Annotated in this window: 19 protein-coding genes and 1 pseudogene; 8 read left to right on the top strand and 12 right to left on the bottom strand. The window is 72.3% G+C overall.

The window, feature by feature from the left end:
• Positions 1-13: 13 nt before the first annotated feature.
• A complete protein-coding gene (locus QOL88_RS12535; protein WP_097216503.1) occupies positions 14-961 on the bottom strand; it encodes a metal ABC transporter substrate-binding protein in 948 nt (315 codons plus the stop codon).
• Between the two features lie 171 nt (positions 962-1,132).
• Between QOL88_RS12535 and QOL88_RS12530 the strand changes: the two genes are divergently transcribed.
• The gene (locus tag QOL88_RS12530) at positions 1,133-2,515 is read left to right on the top strand and encodes a glycine--tRNA ligase (RefSeq protein WP_097216502.1); all 1,383 of its coding nucleotides are present in this window, start codon (positions 1,133-1,135) and stop codon (positions 2,513-2,515) included.
• Positions 2,516-2,576: 61 nt separating this feature from the next.
• On the opposite strand, the gene QOL88_RS12525 is transcribed toward QOL88_RS12530, so the two are convergent.
• Positions 2,577-2,705, bottom strand: coding sequence for a hypothetical protein (locus tag QOL88_RS12525; RefSeq protein WP_257027733.1), 129 nt, complete (start codon positions 2,703-2,705; stop codon positions 2,577-2,579).
• A 3-nt stretch (positions 2,706-2,708) separates the two neighbouring features.
• Here QOL88_RS12525 and QOL88_RS12520 point away from each other — a divergent pair.
• Positions 2,709-2,873: pseudogene (locus QOL88_RS12520) on the top strand (LysE family translocator); the annotation flags it as partial.
• Between the two features lie 72 nt (positions 2,874-2,945).
• Here QOL88_RS12520 and QOL88_RS12515 read toward each other — a convergent pair.
• Together QOL88_RS12515 and QOL88_RS12510 are read right to left on the bottom strand one after the other, a co-directional pair.
• The gene (locus QOL88_RS12515) at positions 2,946-3,152 is read right to left on the bottom strand and encodes a hypothetical protein (RefSeq protein ID WP_097216501.1); all 207 of its coding nucleotides are present in this window, start codon (positions 3,150-3,152) and stop codon (positions 2,946-2,948) included.
• Positions 3,153-3,267: 115 nt separating this feature from the next.
• Positions 3,268-4,701, bottom strand: a complete 1,434-nt coding sequence (locus tag QOL88_RS12510; protein ID WP_097216500.1) for an MFS transporter — start codon at positions 4,699-4,701, stop codon at positions 3,268-3,270.
• 102 nt (positions 4,702-4,803) lie between these two features.
• Here QOL88_RS12510 and QOL88_RS12505 point away from each other — a divergent pair, with 102 nt between their 5' ends.
• Positions 4,804-5,703 carry an MmyB family transcriptional regulator gene (locus QOL88_RS12505; RefSeq protein WP_179878846.1) on the top strand — a complete coding sequence of 300 codons (900 nt, stop codon included), beginning with the start codon at positions 4,804-4,806 and terminating at the stop codon, positions 5,701-5,703.
• Positions 5,704-5,886: 183 nt separating this feature from the next.
• On the opposite strand, the gene QOL88_RS12500 is transcribed toward QOL88_RS12505, so the two are convergent.
• Positions 5,887-7,332 carry an MFS transporter gene (locus QOL88_RS12500; RefSeq protein WP_097222967.1) on the bottom strand — a complete coding sequence of 482 codons (1,446 nt, stop codon included), beginning with the start codon at positions 7,330-7,332 and terminating at the stop codon, positions 5,887-5,889.
• Positions 7,333-7,410: 78 nt separating this feature from the next.
• Here QOL88_RS12500 and dusB point away from each other — a divergent pair, with 78 nt between their 5' ends.
• Positions 7,411-8,544 (top strand): tRNA dihydrouridine synthase DusB, encoded by a 1,134-nt coding sequence (gene dusB, locus QOL88_RS12495; RefSeq protein WP_031110351.1) that lies wholly within the window; start codon positions 7,411-7,413, stop codon positions 8,542-8,544.
• Here the strand turns inward: dusB and QOL88_RS12490 are convergent, their stop codons facing one another.
• From QOL88_RS12490 to QOL88_RS12480, 3 genes are all read right to left on the bottom strand, one after another.
• Positions 8,545-10,419: an alkaline phosphatase family protein gene (locus tag QOL88_RS12490; protein ID WP_257027732.1), complete on the bottom strand. Its 1,875-nt coding sequence runs from the start codon at positions 10,417-10,419 to the stop codon at positions 8,545-8,547.
• A 153-nt stretch (positions 10,420-10,572) separates the two neighbouring features.
• On the bottom strand, positions 10,573-12,510 hold the full coding sequence (locus QOL88_RS12485; protein WP_097216499.1) for an amylo-alpha-1,6-glucosidase: 1,938 nt from the start codon (positions 12,508-12,510) through the stop codon (positions 10,573-10,575).
• The gene (locus tag QOL88_RS12480) at positions 12,507-13,919 is read right to left on the bottom strand and encodes an MGH1-like glycoside hydrolase domain-containing protein (protein WP_097216498.1); all 1,413 of its coding nucleotides are present in this window, start codon (positions 13,917-13,919) and stop codon (positions 12,507-12,509) included. Before QOL88_RS12480 ends, QOL88_RS12485 begins: the two co-directional genes overlap by 4 nt.
• Before the next feature lie 121 nt (positions 13,920-14,040).
• Between QOL88_RS12480 and QOL88_RS12475 the strand changes: the two genes are divergently transcribed.
• Together QOL88_RS12475 and ppdK are read left to right on the top strand one after the other, a co-directional pair.
• Positions 14,041-15,267 (top strand): ROK family protein, encoded by a 1,227-nt coding sequence (locus tag QOL88_RS12475; RefSeq protein WP_179878845.1) that lies wholly within the window; start codon positions 14,041-14,043, stop codon positions 15,265-15,267.
• Between the two features lie 407 nt (positions 15,268-15,674).
• Entirely contained in the window at positions 15,675-18,422 is a 2,748-nt protein-coding gene (ppdK, locus tag QOL88_RS12470; protein ID WP_373559278.1) for a pyruvate, phosphate dikinase, read from the top strand.
• A gap of 157 nt (positions 18,423-18,579) precedes the next feature.
• On the opposite strand, the gene QOL88_RS12465 is transcribed toward ppdK, so the two are convergent.
• The 4 genes from QOL88_RS12465 to QOL88_RS12450 all read right to left on the bottom strand — a co-directional run bounded on the left by QOL88_RS12465 (position 18,580) and on the right by QOL88_RS12450 (position 22,120).
• A complete protein-coding gene (locus tag QOL88_RS12465) occupies positions 18,580-19,098 on the bottom strand; it encodes an NUDIX hydrolase (protein WP_097216495.1) in 519 nt (172 codons plus the stop codon).
• 94 nt (positions 19,099-19,192) lie between these two features.
• Positions 19,193-19,696: an excalibur calcium-binding domain-containing protein gene (locus QOL88_RS12460; protein ID WP_257027731.1), complete on the bottom strand. Its 504-nt coding sequence runs from the start codon at positions 19,694-19,696 to the stop codon at positions 19,193-19,195.
• Positions 19,697-19,763: 67 nt separating this feature from the next.
• Entirely contained in the window at positions 19,764-21,251 is a 1,488-nt protein-coding gene (locus QOL88_RS12455; RefSeq protein WP_097216493.1) for a sensor histidine kinase, read from the bottom strand.
• Positions 21,248-22,120, bottom strand: a complete 873-nt coding sequence (locus tag QOL88_RS12450; protein ID WP_097216492.1) for a response regulator transcription factor — start codon at positions 22,118-22,120, stop codon at positions 21,248-21,250. Before QOL88_RS12450 ends, QOL88_RS12455 begins: the two co-directional genes overlap by 4 nt.
• Positions 22,121-22,337: 217 nt before the next feature.
• Between QOL88_RS12450 and QOL88_RS12445 the strand changes: the two genes are divergently transcribed.
• Complete coding sequence (locus QOL88_RS12445) at positions 22,338-22,943, top strand: carbonic anhydrase (protein WP_097216491.1); 606 nt, start codon at positions 22,338-22,340, stop codon at positions 22,941-22,943.
• A 497-nt stretch (positions 22,944-23,440) separates the two neighbouring features.
• Positions 23,441-25,315 (top strand): SulP family inorganic anion transporter, encoded by a 1,875-nt coding sequence (locus tag QOL88_RS12440; protein ID WP_257027730.1) that lies wholly within the window; start codon positions 23,441-23,443, stop codon positions 25,313-25,315.
• Positions 25,316-25,443 lie beyond the last annotated feature (128 nt).

The raw sequence follows: 25,443 nt of genomic DNA, 5'->3' as shown, positions 1-25,443 counted from the left end.
TCCGATGGGTCGATCACTTGGCTCCCAGGGCCGTCTGCAGGGCCTTGAGGTTGGCTTCCATGACCTGGAAGTAGTCGTCGCCGCGGGACGTGTCCGTGATGCCCTCGATCGGGTCGAGGACGTCGGTCTTCAGGTTCGCGTCGCGGGCCAGGGTCTTCGCGGTCTTGTCGGAGACCAGTGTCTCGTAGAAGACGGTGGTGACGCCGTCGGCCTTCGCCTCCTGCTGGAGCTCCCGGACGCGGGCGCCGCTGGGCTCGCTGTCGGGGTCGACGCCGGAGATGGCCTCCTGGGTGAGGCCGTAGCGCTCGGCGAGGTAGCCGAAGGCGGCGTGGTTGGTGAAGAAGACCTTGGACTTGGTGTTGTTCAGGCCGTTCTCGAAGTCGCCGTCGAGGCTCTTCAGCTTCGTGACCAGGGCTTCGGTGTTCTTCTTGTAGTCGGCCGCGTGGTCCGGGTCGGCCTTCTCGAAGGCCTTGCCGACGCCCTGGGCGATCTCGGCGTACTTCACCGGGTCGAGCCAGACGTGCGGGTCGCGGCCGTGCTCGTCCTCCTCGGAGTGGCCTTCCTCGCCCTCGTGGGTGTGGCCGCCGGTGCCGTGGTCCTCGAGGTGGGTCAGGCCGGCCGCGTCGATCTTGGTCTTGATACCGGTCTGGCCGACGGCCTCGTCGACGGCGGGCTGGAGGCCCTTGAGGTAGAGCGCCGCGTCGGCCTCCTCCAGCTGCGCGCGCTGTTTGGTGCTGATCTCCAGGTCGTGCGGCTCCTGGCCGGGCTCGGTCAGGCTGGTGACGTTCGCGTGGTCGCCGCCGATCTGCTCGGCGAGGAAGGCCATCGGGTAGAACGACGCGACGACGTCGAACTTGTCCGTGTTGCCCGTGGCCGCGCTGTCGCTGGAGCAGGCGGTCAGGGCGCCGAGGCCGAGAGAGGCGGCCGCGGCGGCGGGTATGAGGCGTCGTCGTACGTTCATGACACTCATTTTCAACAAATATGGAAACCGTTGTCAACAAACGCCCTGACCGGGGCCTTGAGGGCGCCGGAGGGGGAGCGATTTGATTGAGGGGGCGCCCCCGCCGGTAACCTGAGTCATTCGCTGGAAGCAACTCGCTTCGTCGCCCGTCGTCGTAATGAAGAGAGCACCGTGGCCGCCGACAAGATCGACACCATCGTCAGCCTGAGCAAGCGCCGTGGCTTCGTATTCCCCTGTAGTGAGATCTACGGCGGTCAGCGCGCCGCTTGGGACTACGGCCCCCTGGGTGTCGAGCTCAAGGAGAACCTCAAGCGCCAGTGGTGGCGCTACATGGTGACGTCGCGCGAGGACGTCGTGGGCATCGACTCGTCCGTGATCCTGGCCCCCGAGGTCTGGGTCGCCTCCGGTCACGTCGCCACCTTCACGGACCCGCTGACCGAATGCACCTCCTGCCACAAGCGGTTCCGCGCGGACCACCTGGAGGAGGCCTACGAGGAGAAGAAGGGCCGCGCCCCGGAGAACGGCCTCCTCGACGTCAACTGCCCCAACTGCGGCAACAAGGGCCAGTTCACCGAGCCCAAGCAGTTCTCGGGCCTGCTGTCCACCCACCTCGGCCCGACCCAGGACTCCGGCTCCGTCGCCTACCTGCGGCCCGAGACCGCGCAGGGCATCTTCACCAACTTCTCCCAGGTGCAGACCACCTCGCGCCGCAAGCCGCCGTTCGGCATCGCCCAGATGGGCAAGTCCTTCCGCAACGAGATCACGCCCGGCAACTTCATCTTCCGCACCCGCGAGTTCGAGCAGATGGAGATGGAGTTCTTCGTCAAGCCGGGCGAGGACGAGACGTGGCAGGAGTACTGGATGGAGCAGCGCTGGAACTGGTACACCGGTCTCGGCCTGCGCGAGGAGAACATGCGGTGGTACGAGCACCCGAAGGAGAAGCTCTCCCACTACTCCAAGCGCACCGCCGACATCGAGTACCGGTTCTCCTTCGGCGGCAGTGAGTGGGGCGAGCTCGAGGGTGTGGCCAACCGCACCGACTACGACCTCGGCGCCCACTCCAAGGCCTCCGGCCAGGACCTCACCTACTTCGACCAGGAGGCCGGCGAGCGCTGGACCCCGTACGTCATCGAGCCCGCGGCCGGTGTCGGCCGCGCGATGCTGGCGTTCCTGCTGGACGCCTACATCGAGGACGAGGCGCCCAACGCCAAGGGCAAGATGGAGAAGCGCACCGTGCTGCGCCTCGACCACCGCCTCGCCCCGGTGAAGGTCGCGGTGCTGCCGCTGTCCCGCAACCCGGAGCTGTCCCCGAAGGCCAAGGGCCTCGCCCAGGCGCTCCGGCAGAACTGGAACATCGAGTTCGACGACGCCGGCGCCATCGGCCGCCGCTACCGCCGCCAGGACGAGATCGGCACGCCGTTCTGCGTGACCGTCGACTTCGACACGCTCGAGGACAACGCCGTGACCGTCCGCGAGCGCGACACGATGAAGCAGGAGCGCGTCTCCCTCGACCAGATCGAGGGCTACCTGGCGAGCCGCCTGGTCGGCTGCTGATCGCCTCTCGCTGCGTCGCGGTGCCGGGTTCCTCTGTGGAGGGGCCCGGCACCGCCGCGTCTCACAGGTCGAGGTTGACGTAGACCGCCGCGGGGTCCGAGGCGCGGTTCCACTTCGAGGTGACGGTGCCGAAGGACTTGATGGTGGACGGCGCCCGGACGCCGCGCCGCTCGACCTCCACGTGCTGCACCTGGTCTGCATGCCGGCGACCTTCGTGGTGTTCGCCGCGTACGGGGTGCCGGCCGCGTCGGTGCGCCGGCACGTCGTGGGCCGCCCGCGGGTGATGGCCTGGCTGCGGCGGGGCTTCGCGGGCTCGTTCGTGGCCCTGGGCGCGAAGCCGGCGCTCACGGCGGGGTAGCCGCGGTACCTCCCGGGGGCGACGGCGACGCAGTATCCCCCGGGGCGACGGCGGCCCGAGCCGTGCGTGTCCTCACGCCGCCGTCGGGTCCACCGTGGCCTGGTGGGCCTCTGCCAGGTGCTCCTCCGCCTTCAGCCAGGGCAGGAACTGGGCGCCTCTGTGCCAGCCGCAGGTGGCGCATCTGATCGTGCGCTGGACGCCCGTCCGGTGCACCCGCACCACGTGCTCCCGGCCGTGCTGGTCCCACCGGCTGACCTTGCTCGTGTCGATCTGCGTCATGGCCCCTCCCGCGTCGAGAAATCCGGCGTTCCGGTCTGCTCGCAGCAAGGAGTGTGCAGCAAGACCGACATCAACAGGGCTTCCCCGGAGATGAGTTATCAGGCCGTGAGAGACCTCAGGCGACGGTGCGGGGCAGCCGCAGGCTCAGCAGGCCCGTCAGTACGACGCCGCCGAGCTGCACCAGCAGGGTCGTGACCAGGGCGTCCCGCATGCCCATCCCCGGAACCAGGGACAGGAACAGCGTGCCCAGGGTCGCCACGCCCAGGGCCAGTGCCGACTGCTGGGTGGTGATCATCACGCCGCTGCCGACACCGGCCCGGGCGGGCGGCACCTCGGAGAGGATCACCCGGTAGACGACGGGGAGTTGCAGCGCCTGGCCCGCACCGGCGACCGCCGCGCCCGGGAGCAGCTCGACGAAGCCGAGGTGCGGCCAGAACCGCCAGGCGGCCAGGGCCATCAGGGCCAGCCCCACGCCCTGGAGGGCGGCACCGGCCGTCACCACGCGGGTGCCGTACCGGGCGACCAGGCGCGGGCCCAGCAGCGAGAACACGAAGAACACCACCGCCAGTGGCGCGAGTGCCAGCCCCGCCGCCACCGGCCCGAGCCCGGCGCCCTGCTGCAAGGCCACCGCGATCACGAACATGAAGCCGCTGAAGCCGATCGAGAACGGCAGCACCAGCAGCAGCCCGCGCCGCAGCGAGGTGAGCGCGAACAGGCTCGGCGGCACCAGCGGCGTACGGCCCTCGCGGTCGGCCCGGCGCTCCACCGCGTAGAACGCCGCCGTGACGAACGGGAAAGCCGCCAGCGACAGCAACGTCCACAGCGGCCAGCCCGCCGCCCGGCCCTCGGTGAGCGGCACGAGCAGGGTGAGGAGCGAGGCCGCCAGGAGGAACGTGCCGGGGACGTCGACCGGCTCGGGCCGCGGCGAGCGGGTCTCGGGGACCACCCGGACGGCCAGCACCAGCCCGGCGAGCACGACCGGCACGTTGACGAGGAACACCGAACGCCAGCCGGTCCCCGCGATGTCGGCGGCGACCAGCACGCCGCCCAGGATCTGCCCGGCCACCATCGACAGCCCGGCGGTCGCGCCATAGAGGCCCATGGCCCTGGCGCGCCGGGGGCCGGTCGTGGTCGCCTGGATCGTGGCGAGCACCTGGGGCAGCATCGCGGCGGCCGACGCGCCCTGCGCGACCCGGGCGGCGACCAGCGACCAGGCGCCGGGTGCCAGCCCGCAGGCCAGCGACGTCAGCCCGAAGGCGGCCATGCCGACGAGGAACAGCCGCCGCCGGCCGAACAGGTCGCCGAGCCGGCCCCCGAGGACCAGCAGGACGGCGTACGACACCCCGTACCCGGCGACGACGAGTTCCAGGACCGACTCGCTCGCGGCGAGGTCGGTGCCGATGGTGGGCAGGGCGACGTTGACGATGAAGAAGTCGACGAGGGGCAGGGCCGCGGCCAGCAGCACGGCGAACAGCCCGAGACCGCCGAGCGCGGGGGACGGTGCGGCGGGGGAACGCAGGGGACTGGGGGCGAGGGATTCGGTGGTCACGCTCCCGAGCCTGCGACGTCACTCAGACTGGTACCAGAGTGTCCTTATCCTGGTAGCGGCACCACCTGGAAACAGGGTCCGGACGGCGGCAGGCTGGAGACCATGACGACCATGGCGCGTGAGACGACGCCGCGCACCCCCGAGGCGCCCCGCGACGCGGATGTCCGCCGGCGCGAGCTGGCGGCGTTCCTGCGCAGCCGCCGGGAGCGGATCGCCCCCGAGCAGGTCGGCCTGCCCCGGGGCCGCCGGCGCCGCACGCCGGGTCTGCGCCGCGAGGAGGTCGCCCAGCTCTCGGCGGTGGGCGTCACCTGGTACACGTGGCTGGAGCAGGCCCGGGACATCCAGGTCTCCGTGCAGGTCCTCGACGCGCTCGCCCGCGCCCTGCTGCTCGACCCCAGCGAGCGCGCCCACCTCTTCCGGCTGGCCGGGGCCGCCGACCCGACACCGGCGACCATCTGCCCGTCGGTCACCCCGGCGATGCGGACGCTGCTGGAGCAGGTCGAGCCGTTTCCGGCGTGCCTGCAGAACAGCCGGTACGACATCCTCGCCCACAACCGCACCTACGGACTGCTGCTGTGCGACCTGGACGCGGTCCCGCCCGAGGACCGCAACTGCATGCTGCTCTCCTACACCCACGCCGAATGGCAGTCCTCGATCGTGCACCTGGAGGAGACCCAGCGCCTCATGGCCGCCCGCTTCCGCGCCACGATGGCCGGTCACCTCACCGAGCCCGCCTGGAAGATGCTCCTGGACCGTCTGCACGCGGAGTCCCCCGCGTTCCGCACGGCCTGGGACCGCCACGAGGTCGTGTCCCACCGCACCAAACGCAAGGAGTTCCGCAACCGCCACGTGGGCCGCGTCACCGTCGACCACACGGACCTGTGGCTGACGCCGGGGACGGGGCCGCGGATGGTGACGTACGTACCGGCGGACGGGGAGTCCCGTGAGCGGCTGGAGCGGCTGCGGGAGATCGCCATGGGGCGGGCGGCGGCCATGGTGTAGCGGACGCCATCGGCCGCCGAGGACCCGTTGCGGGGGCAGCGGGCCGGCCGCGACGAGGTCGTAGGCGTTCCGCACGCTCTGCGGCAGCTTCTGCCCCTTGCCGGAGGGGCCGGCGAGACTGTCCCCGCCGGGACCGCCCGGGATGAGCAGCAGGGCGCCCCGCCGGCCGCGCCGTGACGAGGCTCAGCCGCTCGTCCCGACGGCCTGTCGCACCGTCGCGTTCTCCAGCCTCGCCGCCGCCCGCTCGGCGGTCCCCCGGGCCCACCGCCCGTTCGTCACCGCTCCCAGCGCCAGCACCGCGAACCCGCACACGGCGAGGATCCACCACCCGGGCCGGGCCGCGGACACGAACACCTCCCGGTACGAGGAGGTGCCGACGCCCGAGGCGAGGACCGCCCCCACCACGGCCACGCCCAGCGTCTGGCCGAGCTGCCGGCTCGTGGAGGCGACCGCCGCGGCGACGCCCGCCTGGGCGCGCGGCATGCCGGACACCGCCGTGTTGGTGATGGGCGCGTTGACGAAACCGAAGCCGATGCCGAACAGGACGTAGCCGGCGAAGAGCGTGACGTTGGAGGTCTCCGCCTCGAAGGCGGCGAACAGGACACCGCTCGTCGTCATCGCGAAGCCCGCGATCAGCAGCGGCAGGCGCGGACCGCGCGTGCCCACCAGGCGGCCCGACAGCGGCGCGCACAGGAACGTCGGGACCGCCATCGGCAGCATCCACAGGCCCGCCTCCAGGGCGGTCAGACCACGGACGTTCTGCAGGTACAGCGTCGACAGGAACAGGAAGCCGCCGAGCGCGGCGAACGCGCTGATCGCGATGACCGTCGCGCCGCTGAACGGCGCCGAGCGGAAGAAGCGCAGGTCGATCAGCGGTTCCTTGCGGCGCGGCTCGTGGACGAGCAGCCCCACGAGGGCGGCGAGGGCGACGACGGCCAGTGGCGCGATCGACCCGAACGGGGTGCTCGGCGCCTCGATGATCGCGTACGTGAGCGAGCCGAACAGCGCGATCACCAGCACCTGCCCGACGGGGTCGGGGCGGCGGGCGCGCGGCGCGCGGGACTCGGGCACGAAGCGCAGGGTGAGCAGCAGGGCCGCGAGGCCCACCGGCAGGTTGATCCAGAAGATGGAGCGCCAGCCGACGGAGTCGACCAGGAGCCCGCCGACCAGCGGGCCGGCGGCCATCGATATGCCGACGACCGCGCCCCAGACGCCGATGGCCCGGGCCCGCTCGCGCGGGTCGGTGAAGGTGTTGGTGATGATCGACATGGCGACCGGGTTCAGCATCGAGCCGCCCACCGCCTGCACCATCCGGAACGCGATCAGCGCCTGAAGGTTCGGCGCGAGGGAGCACAGGACCGAGCCGAGGGTGAAGACGACCAGCCCCGCCATGAAGACCCGCTTGCGGCCGATCCGGTCGGCCGTGGAGCCCGCGAGCATCAGCAGGGAGGCGAGGACCAGGGTGTACGCGTCGATCGTCCACTGCAGGCCCGAGGTGCTCGCGTGCAGGTCCTGCTGCATCGACGGCAGGGCCACGTTCAGGACCGTGTTGTCGAGGCTCACGATCAGCAGGCTCATGCAGCAGATCGCGAGCACCAGCATGCGGCGGCGGGGGCTGAGCTCGGGCATGCGGACCATCGTACGCCGACTTCGATAGTGTTGCTAACTAATGAATTTTGCCATCTCATTGCACGGCACAATGGAGGCATGTCCACGCCCCTCCAGATCGGTCCGCACACCGTCCAGCCCCCCGTCGTCCTGGCCCCCATGGCCGGGATCACCAACGCGCCCTTCCGCACCCTGTGCAGGGAATTCAGCGGCGGCAAGGGCCTGTTCGTCAGCGAGATGATCACGACCAGGGCGCTGGTCGAGCGCAACGAGAAGACCATGCAGCTCATTCACTTCGACGCGAGTGAGCGCCCCCGCTCCATCCAGCTGTACGGCGTGGACCCCGCGACCGTCGGCAAGGCCGTCCGCATGATCGCGGAGGAGGACCTCGCCGACCACATCGACCTCAACTTCGGCTGCCCCGTGCCCAAGGTCACCCGCAAGGGCGGCGGCTCCGCGCTGCCGTACAAGCGGAACCTGCTGCGGGCCATCCTGCGCGAGGCCGTCAGCGGCGCCGGCGATCTGCCCGTGACGATGAAGATGCGCAAGGGCATCGACGACGACCACATCACCTTCCTCGACGCCGGCCGGATCGCCGTCGAGGAGGGCGTCACCGCCATCGCCCTGCACGGCCGCACCGCCGCCCAGCACTACGGCGGCACCGCCGACTGGGACGCCATCGCCCGGCTGAAGGAGCACGTGCCGGAGATCCCGGTGCTCGGCAACGGCGACATCTGGTCGGCCGAGGACGCCCTGCGCATGGTGCGCGAGACCGGCTGCGACGGGGTGGTCGTGGGCCGCGGCTGCCTGGGGCGGCCCTGGCTCTTCTCCGACCTGGTCGCCGCCTTCGAGGGCCGCACCGAGGACATCGCCCGCCCCGCCCTGCGCGAGGTCGCCGACGTCATGGTCCGGCACGCCACCCTGCTCGGGGAGTGGATCGGCGACGAGGCCCGGGGCGTGATCGACTTCCGCAAGCACGTCGCCTGGTACCTGAAGGGCTTCGCGGTCGGCTCCGAGATGCGAAAGCGCCTCGCGATCACCTCGTCTCTGGAGGAACTGCGCTCCGGCCTGGACGAGCTGGACCTCGACCAGCCCTGGCCCACCGGCGCCGACGGGCCCCGGGGCCGTACGTCCGGCAACAACCGCGTGGTGCTGCCGGACGGCTGGCTGAAGGACCCCTACGACTGCGCCGGAGTCGGCGAGGACGCCGAGCTCGACACCTCCGGCGGCTGATCAGCCCTCGGAGGGGTGCGGTGTGGAGCCGAACGCCTTCAGGAAGCGGTCGCGGAAGGAGCTCATCTTCCACACGGGCGCGTCACGGTCGGGCTTGAGGCCCTGCGTCCAGTTCCAGTCGGCGACCTTGTCCAGGACCTTCGGGTCCTTCGCGACGATCGAGACCGGCACGTCCCGGCTGGCGCCGTTCCCGCTGACCCGGGCGATGGGCTGGTGGTCGCCGAGGAAGACCAGGACGGTGTCGTCGGTGCCGTAGCGCTCCAGCCACTGGGTGAGGCTGGTGACCGAGTACTGGATGGACTTGCCGTACTCCTCGCGGGACTTGGTGGTGTCGGTGATGACGTCGGAGGCCTTGTTGCCGGCCTTCTGGATCGCGTCGAAGACCGAGCCGTCGCCGAGTTCGTCCCAGCCGACCGTCTTCGGGATGGGCGCCCAGGGCTGGTGGCTGGAGGTCAGGATGACGAACGACATCAGCGGCTTGTCCCGCTTCTTCCCGTGCACCCGCCGCTGGAACGCCTCCAGCGCGTACTGGTCGGGCATGGTCGACCAGCTGAACTTCGGCCCCTCGTACCCCAGGTCGAAGGCGTCGTAGAGCTTGTCGAGGCCGTACCACTTCTCCTCCGGCCAGCCCTTCTGTACGCCCGGCATGACGCCGACCGTGTCCCAGGCGCCGGTCTTCTGGAAGGCCTTGGTGAGGGTGAGGTGGTCGCCGGCGCTGACCGTGCGGTAGCGCCGCTGGTTGTCGATCCACAGGCCGGACATGGTCGTGGAGTGGCCGAGCCAGCTGCTGCCGCCGTACGTCGCCGAGGTCAGCCAGCCGCTGCGGGCGGCGAACCCGGCCTGCTCCAGGGCGGCGGTGCTCGCGTCCAGGGTGCGGTCGACGCCGGGGGCCATGACCGGGTCCTCGATGGCGCTGCGGCCGTAGCTCTCGATGAACGTGAAGATCACGTCCTTGCCGCGCAGGTCCGGCAGCAGTTCGCCGGGCGGGGTGTTGCCGAAGGTGTCGGCCTTCGACTGCCGCACGAACGCGGCCTCGTCCCGCAGCGACTCCACCGTCCGCTGCGCGTGCACCCGGAGGGCACCCGCCCCGCGTTCGGAGGCGATCGGGCCGCCGAACAGGGTCAGGCCCAGCGCGGAGCAGGTGACCCAGACGGTGCCGGCGATCAGGGCGCCCTTGGTCGCCCGCACCCGGTGGCGGGCCAGCACGTGCGCGAGCCGGATCGTCGCCGCGACCATGACGGCAGCCACGAGCAGCACGAGCACCACAGCGCCGACGGAGACGGCGGTCGCGACGCCCCCGCCCAGCGTGTCCTCGACGTAACCCTGCGCGTCGGGCAGGAGATCCCAGTCGAGCGCGGCGTTGAAACCCCGGCCCAGGTATTCGTTGAACCCCATGTCGAGCAGGTTCACCGTGGTCAGGACGGTGAGACCGAGCCCGTACAGCACCGCCGCCACCAGCCGGGGCCGGCGCGGCAGCGCCAGCACGACGACGGCCCCGATGACCGCCTCGGCCGGGATCCGCGCGAAGCCGGCCGCCTTGAGGGCGGGGAGGGTGTTGGGCAGCAGCAGGGCCCCGAGGACCAGGGCGGCGGCGAGGGCGGTGGTGGCGAGGCGGACGGCGCGTGCGGTCCGGGGGTGGCGGGTGCGCCAGGCGCGCAGGCGGGGGGGCTGGTCCTCTGAATTGGCGGCCCGGGCGCGCAGGCGGCCGAAGCGCTGTCCGAGGGTGGCCCACGTGGAGGCCGGAGCCGAGTCGGGCGCCGCCGCCCGCACTCTCCCGTCCTCCCCGCTCTCCCCGCCCTCCGCCTTCTCGGCCTCTGCCTCGGACATGCCGTCACCCGGCTGCGGCGGCTCGCTGAAGCGTGTGAAGACAGGCACCCGGAGGTCCTTCCCGTTCAAAACCCGGTGAGGTGGCGGACCCGCGTGGGGGTGCGGGTCCGCCACCGTTCCGTACGGGACGTCCCTCGGGTGCGTTCAGCCCGCCGGGCCAGCGCTCGGCAAACACCCGGCAAACGGCGGACCAACCGGCCCTCAGACCACACCGACCGCCGTGAGCAGCGCCAACGGGGCGGACGCGGAGCGGGATTCACGCACGCACGCGTACGGGTACGGCACCGGCTCCGGGTGCGTGTCGCGGCCGTAGCCCGCCAGGACCTCCGGGAGCCGGTGGCCGGTCGCGCCCGCCGCGTCGACCAGACCGCGGGCGATCGCGCGCGCCTCGTCGTGCAGCCCGTAGCGGGCCAGGCCCAGCGCGATCAGCGCGTTGTCGTGCGGCCAGACCGAGCCGCGATGGTAGGAGAGCGGGTGGTACGCCGGCTGCCCGGCGGCCAGGGTGCGCACGCCCCAGCCGGAGAAGAAGTCCGCCTCGAGCAGCCGCCGTCCGACGAGCTCGCCGTACTCCTTGTCCAGCAGCCCCGACCAGAGCAGGTGCCCGGCGTCGGAGGCCAGCGCGTCGACCTGCTTGCCCCGGCCGTCCAGCGCGAGGGCGGGAAAGGACTGCTCCGGCATCCAGAAGTCCCGCTGGAAACGGTCGCGCAGATCGCCGGCCGTCTGCTCCAGCAGGTGGGCGTACGTGGTGTCCTGCCACACCGTGCGGGCGAGGCCCGCCGTGCGGCGCAGGGCGTCGTAGGCGTAGCCCTGGGCGCCCGCGGCCGTCACCGGGCCGTGCGGGCGGGTGCCCTCGGCGGAGCAGATGGCGCCGGGGGAGTCCTTCCAGTTCTGGTTGGCCAGCCCGCCCTGGTCGGCGCGGTAGACGAGGTAGCCGCGCGAGGTGAGGCCGCCGTGGTCGAGCATCCAGGTGACGGCGGCCCGGGCGTGGGGTTCGAGGCGGCGGGCCGGGCCCGTGTCGCCGGTGTGCTCGGTGTACGCGCCGAGCAGGACGAGGAAGAGCGGGGTGGCGTCGACCGAGCCGTAGTAGCGGCCGTAGGGGACCTGGCCGAAGTGGGCCAGTTCGCCGTGGCGTACCTCGTGCACGATCTTGCCGGGCTGGGCGATCCCGTCGGGGCCGGCCCCGGTGGCCTGGGTCGCGGCGAGCGCGGCCAGGGTGGCGGCGGCCGGCCGGGGCCGGTAGGGCAGGGCGAACAGCGAGGTCAGCAGGGCGTCCCGGCCCAGCAGGGTCAGGAACCAGGGGGCGCCGGCGGCCGGGACGCGCAGTTCCTCGCCGTCCGGGCCGGTCGCCGGGACCTGGAGGTCGGCGAGGTCGGCGAGCCCCCGGGTGCAGGCGGCGGCCAGTTCGGGCCACCCCTGCGGGAAGGCCACACCCTCGACGAACTCGTTCTCCCGGGCGCGCAGTTGCTCCCGGACGGCGGCGGGGGAGCAGGGCACGCGCAGGGCGCGCCGGTCGCCGTGCGGGCGGGCCATGACCCGCAGGGTCAGCTCGGCGGTGCCGTGCGGTTCGAGGTCCAGGGCCCACGACAGACGGCGGGCGCCGGTGCCGGTCTCCTCCACGGCGTCCGGCCGGGGCTCGGCCGTCACGGTCGTGACGGAGTGCCACTCGCCGCGCCGGTAGGCGAACTCCACGCCGTGGGTGAGCGTGTGGCGGGAGCGGACGGCCCCGGCCTTGGTGTAGGTGCGGTGGTCGGAGCGCAGCTCGAACTGGTCGGTGAAGTCGGCGTCGGCGGTGACCGCGAGGTGGACCGTCGTCGGCACCGGGCGGTTGCTGGTGACGCGCAGCGACTCCACGAACGAGGAGTCTCCGACGGCCTGTTCGCGGAAGAGCGTGTACGCGGGCGGTTCGTCGCGGCCGCCGCGCGGGACGAGGACACAGCGCGCGGTGTCCCCGTCGGCCACCGGGGTCAGCGTGTCGGGCACCGCCCCGTCGACGGTGAGCTGCCACCGGCTCAGATGCCGGGCGTCCCGTACGAACATGCCGTCCGGGGCGCTGCCGCCCCGGTAGCCGCTGATGTCGCCGCGGTCGCCGACGGCGGCGAACGTCCGGCCGTGCACGAGCAGATGATGCCGGTCCGTCATGCCGGGTCCTCTCCCTTGATCGCCGTGAGGCCGTTCCTGCCCCGTGCGGGCCGGTCGTGCAGCAGGTCGAGCGTGAGCGCGGCGGTCCAGCCGAAGCCGGTGACGCCGCAGGCCTGTGCCGTGTAGGGGTCGACGTACTCCGCGAAGCCGGAGGCGCCGGCGGTGTGCAGCATGCCCTTGCGCAGGGCGTCGGCCCGGCCGCGCTCGCCGTGCCGCCGCAGCCCGCGCTCCAGCAGCCAGTTGGTGTTGAACCAGGCCGGGCCGCGCCAGTAGCGGTGCGGGTCGAAGGCCTCGCCGAGCAGGTCGTAGCTCGGGACCAGGCGGGTGGTGCCGCCGAGGCCGAAGTGCGGGCCGCACATCGTGCGGACCAGGGTGGCCGCGAGGTCGTGGGGCAGGGCCGGAAGCAGCAGGGGGATCAGCCCGGAGACACCGCGCTGAGGGATCGGTTCCCCGGCGCGCACGTCCCGGCACAGGAACATCCCCGCCGCCGGGTCCCACAGCCGCTCCACCAGAGCCGCCGTCAGGCGGTCCGCACGGGCCCGCCCCGCCGCGCCGGTCACGCCGAGCTCGTGGGCGATCCGGTCCAGGGCGTACTCGGAGGCGGCGAGCAGCGCGTTGAACGCCGGGTCCTCCACGGCGAAGTCGCCGGGGCCGTCGGCGTAGCCACGGTCCCGGTAGTCGGCCGCCAGCCGCACGTACCGCCCGTAGTCCAGATCCGTCGGCCGGTCCTCGGGGGCGCCGTGGTCGAGGTCGGCGCGGCGGAAGGAGCGGGCCGGGGCCGGGGTGACCCGGGACAACGGGCGGTCCCAGCAGGGGCTGTTGTCCATACCCTGTTCCCAGGGGTGCACCACGGACACCAGCCCGCCCCCGCCGAGGTCACGCCGGTGCAGGAGGTAGCCGTGCCAGGCGGCCAGCCGGGGGTACGCGCGGGTGAGGAAGCCGCGCGCCCTGGACAGGCCCGGGTCGGCGAGGTGCACCAGCCACGCGGCCAGGGCGTGGACCGGTGGCTGCACGATCCCGGAGGTCTGTACGGTGCGCGGGGCGCCGGCGGCGCGCCCGGCGGTCGACGAGCACCAGAAGTCAGGGCTCGGGAAGTACGCGTCGAGGGGGACGGAGGGGTTGAAGACGATGTGCGGGATCCGCCCGTCCGCCCACTGGGCCGCCAGCAGCGTCTCCAGCTCCGTCTGGGCCCGTAACGGCGAGAGGTGCCTCAGGCCGATCGCGATGAACGCCGAGTCCCACGACCACTGGTGCGGATACAGGCCGCGCGAGGGCACGGTGGACCGGCCGGTCCAGTTGCCCTCCAGGACCTGTGCGGCCCTGACGTGCAGGGACGGCGGCGCGGCGGCCGGATCGTATGCGATCTCGCGTCCTGCGGGACGCGTGGTGAGCTGGGCGATGCGATCCACTCGGGGCTCTCCCAAAGACGTACTCCTGGCCAGGATCGGCAGGAGCTACCGTAGGGTTACGTCTATTTAACACGCAAAACCCAATATGTAATGCAGGGTTGGGAAACACAAGGGGGTGTACATGACCGGACAGGCCGGGAGAACCGGACGAGGCGCGGGTCAGGCCAGCGCCGGCGATCTGCTCGAACTGGTGCGCAGTCGCCGCGCCGTGACCCGGGGTGCCCTGCAACAGGTGACCGGACTGTCCCGGGCCACCGTCGGGCAGCGGCTGGACCGGCTCTTCCGCGCGGGCTGGTTGCGCGAGGGCGCCGGGGGGCCGGTCGACTCCCCGCTGGGCGGGCGACCCTCCATCACCCTGGAGTTCGACGACGACCACGCGGTGGTCCTGGCCGCCGACCTCGACACCCGGCACGCCCGCGCTGCCGTGCTGTCACTGAGCGGCGAGATCCTCGCCGAGCACTCCGGAACCCTCGTCATCGAGGACGGACCGGACGCCGTGCTCGGCGAACTCGGCCGCTGGTTCGCCGAGTTGCTGGTCAAGTCCGGGCAAGGGGCCGAGGCGGTCTGCGGGGTCGGGCTCGCGGTGCCCGGCCCGGTCGACACCGAGACCGGCCGTGTCGTCCAGCCGCCGATCATGCCCGGCTGGGACGGCTACGACATAAGGGGCCGGCTGGCCCGGGCGCTCGCCGAGCACGCGGACGCCGCCGGGGTGCCCGTGCTGGTGGACAACGACGCCAACCTCATGGCCTACGGCGAACAGCGCACCGGCCACCCGGACTGCTCCGCCTTCGTGCTGGTGAAGGTCTCCACCGGCATCGGCGCCGGGGTCGTGGTGGACGGCGCCGTGTTCCGGGGCATCGACGGCGGCGCCGGCGACATCGGACACATCCGGGTGCCGGAGGGCGCCGGGGCGCTGTGCCGGTGCGGTTCCTACGGCTGCCTGGCCGCCGTGGCGAGCGGTGGCGCGGTGGCGCGGCGGCTGGCCGAGACCGGGGTGCCGGCGGCCTCCGGCTCGGACGTGCGGGACCTGCTGGCGTCCGGGCACCCGGAGGCGGTCGGACTCGCCCGGGAGGCCGGGCGGCGGGTCGGGGACGTCCTCGCGACGGTCGTGACGCTGCTCAACCCCGGCGTGCTGATGATCGCCGGGGATCTGGCCGGAACTCCCTTCCTGACAGGGGTGCGCGAACTGCTGTACCAGCGGGCGCTGCCCCGCTCCACCGCCCACCTGGACGTGGTCACCGCGCGGCTGGGTGAGCGGGCCGCGCTGGTGGGAGCCGGTGCCATGGTCGTGGAGCACCTCTACGCGCCCGAGCGGGTCGAGGAGCGGCTGCGCGCGCTCGGGGTGTGACGGCCGGGTTTCTCGTCCCGGGACGCGTCCGCATGGTGAAATCCCGGCGGCTGTGGCAGCGTGATTCTCGCCACCCCTGATAAGGGTTGCGCTCAGATGAGCGGATCTTGAGCGGCTGCACTTCTCCAAAGGGTGGCACTGAGTGCCACCCTTTGATCGTTCATCGAGCGAAATCAAATGTGCGGAAACCTCGCTCACATGAGCGCCCAGAGGGGCTCAAGGAGGTTCTTGCGTTCAAGAAGTGAAAACATGCGGCTGCGATCGCTTGCTCAGCCTTGACTTTCGATCCGCTGGCGGACGAGTGGTTACAGGCGCATGACGCACGAGTGGACGTACCCAGACGCCTTTGATCTGGGTATGTTCCTGCCCGTCAGGGCAGCCACCGCGTCCTCGAGGAGTCGAGACCCGTGTCGGAAAACAAAGATCTTCAGGTAGCTGAGCACGGCACCAGCGTTGAGGGCGTGAAGTTCGTCTACGACTTCACCGAGGGCAACAAGGACCTCAAGGACCTCCTCGGTGGCAAGGGCGCGAACCTCGCGGAGATGACGAACCTGGGCCTTCCGGTCCCTCCCGGCTTCACCATCACCACCGAGGCCTGCAAGGTCTACCTGGACAGTGGCGAGGAGCCGGCGGCACTGCGTGACGAGGTGAGTGCACACCTCGACGCGCTCGAGGCCCGCATGGGCAAGAAGCTCGGCCAGGCCGACGACCCGCTGCTGGTGTCGGTGCGCTCGGGCGCCAAGTTCTCCATGCCCGGCATGATGGACACCGTCCTCAACATCGGCCTCTCCGACAAGTCGGTGCAGGGACTGGCCAAGCAGGCCGGCGACGACCGGTTCGCGTGGGACTCCTACCGCCGCCTCATCCAGATGTTCGGCAAGACCGTCCTGGGCGTCGACGGCGAGCTGTTCGAGGACGCGCTGGACGCGGCCAAGGCGGCCAAGAAGGTCACGGTCGACACCGAGCTGGAGGCCGCCGACCTCAAGAAGCTCGTCACCAAGTTCAAGAAGATCGTCAAGACCGAGGCCGGCCGGGACTTCCCGCAGGACCCCCGCGAGCAGATGGACCTCGCCATCCACGCGGTCTTCGACTCCTGGAACACCGACCGGGCCAAGCTCTACCGCCGCCAGGAGCGCATCCCCGGCGACCTCGGCACCGCGGTCAACGTCTGCTCCATGGTCTTCGGCAACCTCGGCCCCGACTCCGGCACCGGCGTCGCCTTCACCCGCGACCCCGCCTCCGGCCACCAGGGCGTCTACGGCGACTACCTCCAGAACGCGCAGGGCGAGGACGTCGTGGCGGGCATCCGCAACACCGTGCCGCTCGCCGAGCTGGAGCAGATCGACAAGAAGTCCTACGACCAGCTGATGCAGATCATGGCGACGCTGGAGAACCACTACAAGGACCTCTGCGACATCGAGTTCACCATCGAGCGCGGTGTGCTGTGGATGCTCCAGACCCGCGTCGGCAAGCGCACCGCGGGCGCGGCCTTCCGCATCGCGACCCAGCTGGTGGACCAGGGCCTGATCGACGAGGCCGAGGCGCTCACCCGCGTCAACGGCGCCCAGCTCGCGCAGCTGATGTTCCCGCGCTTCGACGAGGACGCGAAGGTCTCGCAGGTCGGCCGGGGCATCGCCGCCTCCCCGGGCGCGGCCGTCGGCAAGGCCGTCTTCGACTCCTACACGGCCGTGAAGTGGTCGCGGTCCGGCGAGAAGGTCATCCTGATCCGCCGTGAGACCAACCCCGACGACCTGGACGGCATGATCGCCGCCGAGGGCATCCTGACCTCCCGCGGCGGCAAGACCTCCCACGCGGCCGTCGTCGCGCGCGGCATGGGCAAGACCTGTGTCTGCGGCGCCGAGGAGCTGGAGGTCGACACCAAGCGCCGCCGGATGACCGTGCCGGGCGGGCACGTCGTCGAGGAGGGCGACGTCGTCTCCATCGACGGCTCCTCCGGCAAGGTCTACCTCGGTGAGGTACCCGTCGTGCCGTCGCCGGTCGTGGAGTACTTCGAGGGCCGGATGCACCCGGGCGCCGACGACGCCGACGAGCTCGTCGAGGCCGTGCACCGGATGATGGCCTTCGCCGACCGCAAGCGCCGCCTGCGGGTGCGCGCCAACGCCGACAACGCCGAGGACGCGCTGCGCGCCCGCCGCTTCGGCGCCCAGGGCATCGGCCTGTGCCGCACCGAACACATGTTCCTCGGCGACCGGCGCGAACTGGTGGAGCGGCTGATCCTGGCCGACACGGACACCGAGCGCGAGGAGTCCCTCAAGCAGCTGCTCCCGCTGCAGAAGCAGGACTTCGTGCAGCTCTTCGAGTCCATGGACGGCCTCCCGGTCACCGTCCGCCTGCTCGACCCGCCGCTGCACGAGTTCCTCCCGGACATCACCGAGCTGTCCGTCCGCGTGGCCCTCGCCGAGTCCCGCCAGGAGCCGCACGAGAACGAACTGCGCCTGCTCCAGGCCGTGCACCGGCTGCACGAGCAGAACCCGATGCTGGGTCTGCGCGGTGTGCGCCTCGGCCTGGTCATCCCCGGCCTGTTCACCATGCAGGTCCGGGCGATCGCCGAGGCCGCGGCCGAGCGCAAGGCCGCCAAGGGCGACCCGCGCGCCGAGATCATGATTCCGCTCGTCGGCACGGTCCAGGAGCTGGAGATCGTCCGCGAGGAGGCCGACAAGGTCATCGCCGAGGTCGAGGCAGCCTCGGGCGCGCAGCTGAAGCTGTCCATCGGCACGATGATCGAGCTGCCGCGCGCCGCGCTGACCGCCGGTCAGATCGCCGAGGCCGCGCAGTTCTTCTCCTTCGGCACGAACGACCTGACCCAGACGGTGTGGGGCTTCTCCCGGGACGACGTGGAGGCGAGCTTCTTCACGGCGTACCTGGAGAAGGGCATCTTCGGGGTCTCCCCGTTCGAGACGATCGACAAGGACGGCGTCGGCTCCCTGGTGAAGCTGGCCGCCAAGGCAGGCCGCGAGACCCGCCCCGACCTCAAGCTCGGCGTCTGCGGCGAGCACGGCGGCGACCCCGAGTCGGTTCACTTCTTCCACGAGGTCGGACTCGACTACGTCTCCTGCTCCCCGTTCCGCATCCCGGTGGCCCGCCTGGAGGCGGGCCGGGCGGCGGTCCAGTCCCAGGGCAGCGACCACCGCTGACCCGGGGGTAGAGAACCCGGAGCCGTCGGCGGTCCCCGACCCTCACCGATCGCGGCGGCTCCGGCGCACGGAGAAGAGCGGGGCGGCACCTTGTGCGGAGGTGCCGCCCCGCTCTCGCGCGTTCCGTTCCCGCGTTCCGTTCAGGTTCCGGCGACGGTCACCGCGGCAGGCCGTCGCGCAGGCACACGGCCGTGCCGGTGCGGGCCGCGCTCAGCAGGGCTGCGAGGGTGGGCAGCCGGGTCGCCAGCGGGGTGGACGCCAGGTCGGCGAGGGCGAACAGGCCGTGGTGGTCGTGCTCCGCGCTGCGCCGGACGGGCTGCCCGGCCGGGAGCCTGCCGCCGTGGAAGTAGAAGTCGAGGACCGGCCCCGTCCCCAGCACGTCGGCCCGGTGGTCGTACCCGAGGAACGGCAGGTCCCCTTCGAGGACGATGCCGGTCTCCTCGTGCAGCTCCCGCCGGGCGGCGCCGGCGGGGTCCTCGCCGTGGTCGAGCATGCCGCCCGGCAGCCCCCAGAGGCCCGCGGCGGGCTGGCCCCCGGCGTAGCGCAGCAGCAGGAGCCGGTCCTCGGCGTCGAGCAGCAGCACGCAGGACGCGACGATGGTCTGCGGCAGCGTCTTGACCCACTCGGCACGGGGCAGCACACCCGGCGCGTTCGGGGCGGGCACGGTCGTGTCCACGGTGGTGTTCCTTCCGTCGGCTGGGCAGCCCCGGAACGAGCTGCCCCGAACGGTGGAACGGCCGGGCCCGCCGATGGTCACCGGCACGCCGGGCTCAGGTGTCGCAGGCGACCCCGTCGTTGTCCCGGTCCAGGTGGGAGGCGTACCCGGGCTCACCCCGGTGGATGGGGGCGGCCCCGGCGGCCCGGACCTCGCTGCAGTTGCCGTAGTACACGTCCGCGCCGCCCCCGGAGCCACCGTCGTCGGACCCGCCGCCCGCCGCCGGCTGTGCGGTGACCGTGGTGGTGACCTTGACGGTCTTCGTGGCGGTGACGGTGGGAGCGGGCTCCGGCTCCTTCGTGGGCGGCGTCGCGGTGGCGGTGGCCGTCGTGGTGACCGTGACGGTCGGCCGGGGCTCGGCGGACGCGGGCTTCGCGTCGTCAGCGCTCTCCCCGCCGCTCGCGCCGATGCCGATGCCGATGCCGATGAACAGGGCCAGCCCGAGGGCGGGCAGCGCGTAGCGCTTCCGGGCCCAGCGGGGTGCCGGTCCGCCGGGCCGCGGCACCGGCGGCGGTGCGGGGTACGGGCCGTTGTGCGGGCCGGTGTACGGATGGGTCATGGTCATCCCCCCCAGGGCTGGTTCGTGAGGGTGTACCGCCCTGCGCCCGGGGTTGGGGGACGCGTGCCTACGCCGGCAACGCCGGGGCCTCCCGTCTCGGCCTTCTCGGGCGGTCGCCGCCCGGGCCGGGGGTGCCCTCGCCCGGCGGTCGCGCGGACGGCAGGCGGATCACCACGTCCAGGCCGCCGGTCGCCGCCGCGCGCAGCGCCGCCTCGCCGCCGCTGGCGTGGGCGAGGCGCTGCACCAGGGCGAGACCGAGACCCGTACCGCCCTTGGGGGCACTCGGGGCGCGCCAGAAGCGGTCGAAGGCCCGGGCCCGCTGCTCCTCCGTCATGCCCGGTCCCTCGTCGGTGACATGCAGGCCGACCCAGCGGGGCCGGGTGTCGCGCAATGCCCGCCGGGGCGGGGCCTGGAGTCGCAGCTCGATCGTGACGGTGCTGCCCGCCGGGGACGCCCGCAGGGCGTTGGACAGCAGGTTGTCCATGATCTGCTCGACGGCCCCCGGCACCGCGAGTACCGGGCCCACGCTCCCCGCGAAGAGCACCAGGGAGACGTTCTCCCGGGCGAACAGGGGCTGCCAGGTGCGGTGCCGTTCCGCGCAGACCGCGCCCAGGTCGACGGTGGTGGGGATGGCCGCGTGCTCCTCCAGCCGGGCCATGGCCAGCAGGTGCTCGACCATGCGGGCCAGCCGGTCCGTCTCGGTGACGGCGGCGGTGAGGCTGCCCCGGGCCCGGGCGGCGATGTCCGGCTCCAGGTTCTCCAGGCGCAGCCGCAGCGCCGCCAGCGGGGTCTTCAGCTGGTGCGAGGCCTCGCCCGCGAACGCCCGCTGGGACGCCAGCAGATGGGCGAGCCGGGCCGCCGTGTGGTTGAACGCGGCGGCCAGACTGCGTACTTCCGGCGGCCCCTTCGTGATCGTCACCGGCGCGAACCGGCCGCCCTCGGCCAAGTCGTGCGTGGCCTGCTCCAGTTCACGGATGGGGCGGCCCGCCCAGCGGGCGAAGGCGAAACCGACCACGGCGACCGCCGTCAGCACGGCGAACCCGCCCAGCGCGAGCAGCAGCCAGACGTGGTGCACCCGCTCGTGGACCGTCCTCGTCGGCACCGTCAGCCACACCGCACCCACCGGCCGCGCCTCCTGCCCGACCGGCGCGGCCACCGACAGATACTCCACCCCGCCGATCGTGGAGGTCCGGACGTCCACCGTCGACGTGCCGCGCAGCGCGGCCGCGATGCCCGGCCGTGCCGACAGGTCGCCGGACATCCCGGCGTCCACCGGGTGCGAGGTGGCGAGCGGCGTGCCCGTGGCGCCGACGATCACCACCTTCCCGCCGATGCGCCGCGCGCAGTGCGCCACCCGCGCGGGCAGGTCCTGCTCGGCCCGCCCCGCCGCCAGGGACAGCGCGGCGTACGCGGAGACCGACTCGGCCTCGTCCTTCGCCGCGTTGACGACCCGCTCCCGCTCGCCGCGCGAGTACACGAAACCCAGCGGGACCTCCAGGCAGAGCAGCACCAGCGCCGCGAGGCTGAGGTAGCTGAGCAGCAGTCGGCGGGTCACGGAGAGGCCACCCGCGCGGTCGGCCCCGTGTGCACCGCCAGCCGGAAACCGACACCCCGCAGCGTCCTGATCCACGCCGGGTGCCCCAACTTGCGGCGCAACGCGGCCACATGGACGTCCAGGGTCTTGGTCGGGCCGTCGTAGTGCGGGTCCCAGACACGGTCGAGGATCTGCTGCCGCGAGTAGACCGCTCCCGGGTCCTCGCTGAGCAGCGCCAGCAGGTCGAATTCCTTGGGCGTGAGCAGGACGGGGGCGTCGCCGACCCAGACCTGGCGGGTACGGCGGTCCACGACGAGCGGGCCCGGGTCGTGCGGCGATCCGGGTGCGGGGTCGTGCGCGGCGGTCGCGGGGGGTTCGTAGGAGAGGGCCGGGGCCGGGTCGTACGCGGGGGCGGGAGCAGGTTCGTAGGCGGGTGGCGGAGTCGGCTCGTACCCGGGGGCCGGAGCCGGTTCGAACGGCGGATGCTCGGGGACGCTCCGGGCGCCCCGGGCCTCGGGGAACGCCTGCTGGGCGCGTTGCGTGCGACGGGTCACCGCGCGGACCCGGGCGACCAGTTCCCGCACGCTGAACGGTTTCGCCAGGTAGTCGTCGGCGCCCAGCTCCAGGCCCAGCACGCGGTCGGCCTCCTCGCCGCGTGCGCTGAGGATGACGATGGGCACGTCCGAGACCTGCCGGATGCCGCGACAGACGTCGATGCCGTCCATGTCCGGCAGTCCCAGGTCGAGCAGGACGACGTCGTTGTACGGGCCTCTCAGGCCCTCCGTGCCGGTGGCGACGTGGTCGACCGCCAGTCCGAAGTTGCCGAGCCCTTCCATGAGCGGCTCGGCGATCGTCTCGTCATCTTCGATGAGCAGCACTCGTAGGCCCATACGCCCTGTCTCTCCGTGAAGCCGGCATGAATCCGGGCAGGGTGAATTCACATTCCCCGCCACGGAGTTCACACGCTACAAGAAGACGCTGCGTCTGGGAATCCGGGCAAAGAATGTTCAATTGCTGGCCGGGCTTTGGAGTTTGCTTAACCTGCTGCTGTAGGTCGGCGGTCTACGGTGGGGTGCACAGGATGAACTCCCAGCTCAGGAGGTTGCCTTGAAGACTTTGCTGGATCGTGCCCGCACGTTCAGGACGCGCGTCGACTTCGACAGCGTCGCATACCGGAAACTGGCCGAAGGGCAATATCCGGAGGCGCTGTTCATTACCTGCTCGGACTCGCGTGTCATACCCGCGATGATCACGGGTGCACGGCCCGGGGAGATATTCGAGCTACGGAACGCGGGCAATATCGTGCCGCCCTACGGACGGCCCGGGGCCTGTGGCGAGGCGGCCACCATCGAGTACGCGCTGGAGGTGCTCGGGGTTCAGGACATCGTGGTGTGCGGTCACTCACACTGCGGTGCGATGGGTGCGCTGAAGTCCGGCGACGACCTCTCGTCCCTGCCCGGCGTGGACGCCTGGCTCCGCCTCGCCCGCCCGGAGCTGACCTCCGTACTGGAGACCGCGCCGGACGACCCGTCCCTGCCGGAGGTCTCCCAGGGCAATGTCGTCAACCAGCTGGCGGCACTGCGGAGTTACCCCGTGGTGCGGCAACGCCTCGACTCGGGCCGGCTCCGGCTGCACGGCTGGTACTACGAGGTCGACACCGGCTTCGTCCACGAACTCGGCGACGAGGGCGACTTCCGGGTGCACGCCGCGTGAGCGGGGCGCACGCGCGGGGGAGGGGACGGGGCGGGCGGCCGGCCTACCCGGCCGGGGGTGCGGCGGACCGGGGGGCCGCCGACGCCACGGGCTGGGGGACAGCCGACACCGTGGGCTGGGGGACAGCCGACACCGCGGGCTGGGGGCCACCGGAGCCCCTGGAGGCGGCCGGGGGACGGGGGACGGCCGGTGGGGAGGGAGGGGCCGGGGGGTGGCCGGCGGGTGATCCTGCGGGGGGCGCGGGAGCCTGGGGGCCGGGGGGCGGAACGCCGGGTGATCCAGGGGGTGGAGCCGGGGGTGATGCCTGGGGCTTCTCCGGGGGTCCTTCCGGAGGCGGCGGCGCCGGGGGAGGCCTGGCCGGTGGGGCAGGTGGCTGGGGGACGGGCGGGTCGGCAAAGGGGGGGCGCTCGACCCGTGGAACGGGCGGGAACTCTCCTGGTGACCCGGTCGCAGGCCGTGCGGGCGGTGGTGCCCTGGGCGGGCTGATCCGCGGAGCGATGAGCGGCGCCAAGGTCCTGGGGGGCAAGGGCGCCGGTGGCAGGGACCTCGGTGGGGAGGTGCCCGGTGGCAAGGACCTCCATGGCGAGGTGCTCGGTGGCGAGGTGCCCGGTGGCAGGGGCCTCGGTGGGGAGGTGCCCGGCGGCAGGGACCTCCATGGCGAGGTGCCCGGTGGCGAGGACCTCCGTGGCGAGGTGCCCGGCGGCAAGGGGCTCGGTGGCCAAGGTGGCGCCAGGGGGGACCTCGCCACCGACATCACCGCCTCCCTCGTCGTCTTCCTCGTCGCTCTGCCGCTGTGCATCGGTGTCGCCGTGGCCTCCGGCGTCCCCGCCGAACTGGGGATCATCTCCGGGGTGATCGGCGGCCTGGTCGTGGGCGCGGTCCGGGGCAGCACGCTCCAGGTCAGCGGTCCGGCCGCCGGCCTCGCCGCGCTGGTCGCGGAGACCGTCGCCGAGGTCGGCGTGGCCATGCTCGGCGTGATCGTGCTGTTCGCCGGCATCCTCCAGATCATCCTGGGGCTGGTCCGGCTCGGCCGGATGTTCCAGGCCATCTCCGTCGCCGTCGTCCAGGGCATGCTCGCCGGCATCGGTGTGCCGCTGATGTTCAGCCAGGCCTATCCGATGGCCGACGCCAAGGCTCCCGGCACCGCGCTCGAGAACATGGCCGGCATCCCCGGGCTGCTGGCCGGCGTCCTGACGAACCCGCAGGCGATGATCGCCACCCTCCTCGGCGTCGTCACGATCGTGCTCAGCTTCGTGTGGAAGAAGGTGCCCGGGCCGGCCGGGAGGATCCCCGCGGCCCTGGTCGCCGTGGGCATCGGCATGGTCGTCGCCGCGCTGCCCGGCGTGGACGTGAAGACGCTCCAGGTGGGCAATCTGCTCAACTCCGTTCAGGTACCCGGTGCCTCCCAGTTCGCCGCGCTCGCCGACGGGACGATCATCACCGCGATCCTCACCTTCACGGTCATCGCGTCCGCGGAGAGCCTGTTCACGGCCGCTGCCGTGGACCGGATGCACAGCGGCCCGCGCACCCGCTACAACACCGAGCTGATCGCCCAGGGCGCGGGCAACACCGTCGCGGGCATCCTCGGCGCACTCCCCATCACCGCGGTGGTGGCGCGCAGTTCGGCGAACGTCCAGGCCGGGGCCAAGACCCGGCTCTCACGCACCCTGCACGGCCTGTGGCTGCTCCTGTTCGCGCTGCTGCTGCCGCAGGTGCTCGCGCTGATCCCGATCTCCGTCCTCGCCGGCGTCCTCGTGCACAGCGGCTGGAAGCTCTTCGGGCCCGCCGAGTTCCCGAAGATGTGGCGGCAGGACAGGGGCGAGTTCGCGGTGATGACGCTGACCATGCTGGTCATCGTGGCGACCGCGCTGCTGGAGGGCGTGCTGTTCGGTCTCGCCGCGGGCATCGTGCTGGCCGCGCTGCGCATGTCGCAGACCGTGATCCGCCAGCACGTGGAGCAGGACACGGCGAAGGTCGTCATGGCGGGCAACGCCACGTTCCTGCGGCTGCCGAAGGTGATCGACGCGCTGGAGGCGGCCGCCGCGTCCGGGAAGCCGCGGATCCGGCTCGACCTGACCGGCGTGACCCACCTGGACCACGCCTGCCGCCAGCAGGTCGAGGAGTTCACCGCCCAGCAACGGGGACTGGGGCTGCGGGTGGAGCTGCTGATGCCGGGGGAGGCGAAGCACGCCGGTGCCGAGCCGCCCGCCTTCGAGGATCCGGCGACGGCGCCGCTGCCCAGGCGTCCGGTCACCGGTGCCGAGGAGGCCGCGGCGGAACCGCCGCCCTGGCCCAGCGCGGACGCCGAGTGGTTCTATCTCGACACCAGGCCCCTCCCGGAGGAGCACACGCGCTCACCCCTCGTGGGCTGACCCGTCCGGCGGTACGGAGGACCGGGGCACCCTTCTCGCCGTCTCGCCGTGCAGCTCGGTCAGCGGCGGCTCCCGCGGGGGACAAGCCGAGGTGGCGTGCACGCCCGAGCAGGCCTGCACGCCACCGC

Origin of the sequence: Streptomyces sp. Ag82_O1-12 (assembly GCF_900182715.1) — a bacterium.
GTDB lineage: Bacteria > Actinomycetota > Actinomycetes > Streptomycetales > Streptomycetaceae > Streptomyces > Streptomyces massasporeus.
The sequence above is the reverse complement of the archived record's forward strand: the minus strand, read 5'-3'. Positions and strand labels throughout refer to the sequence as shown.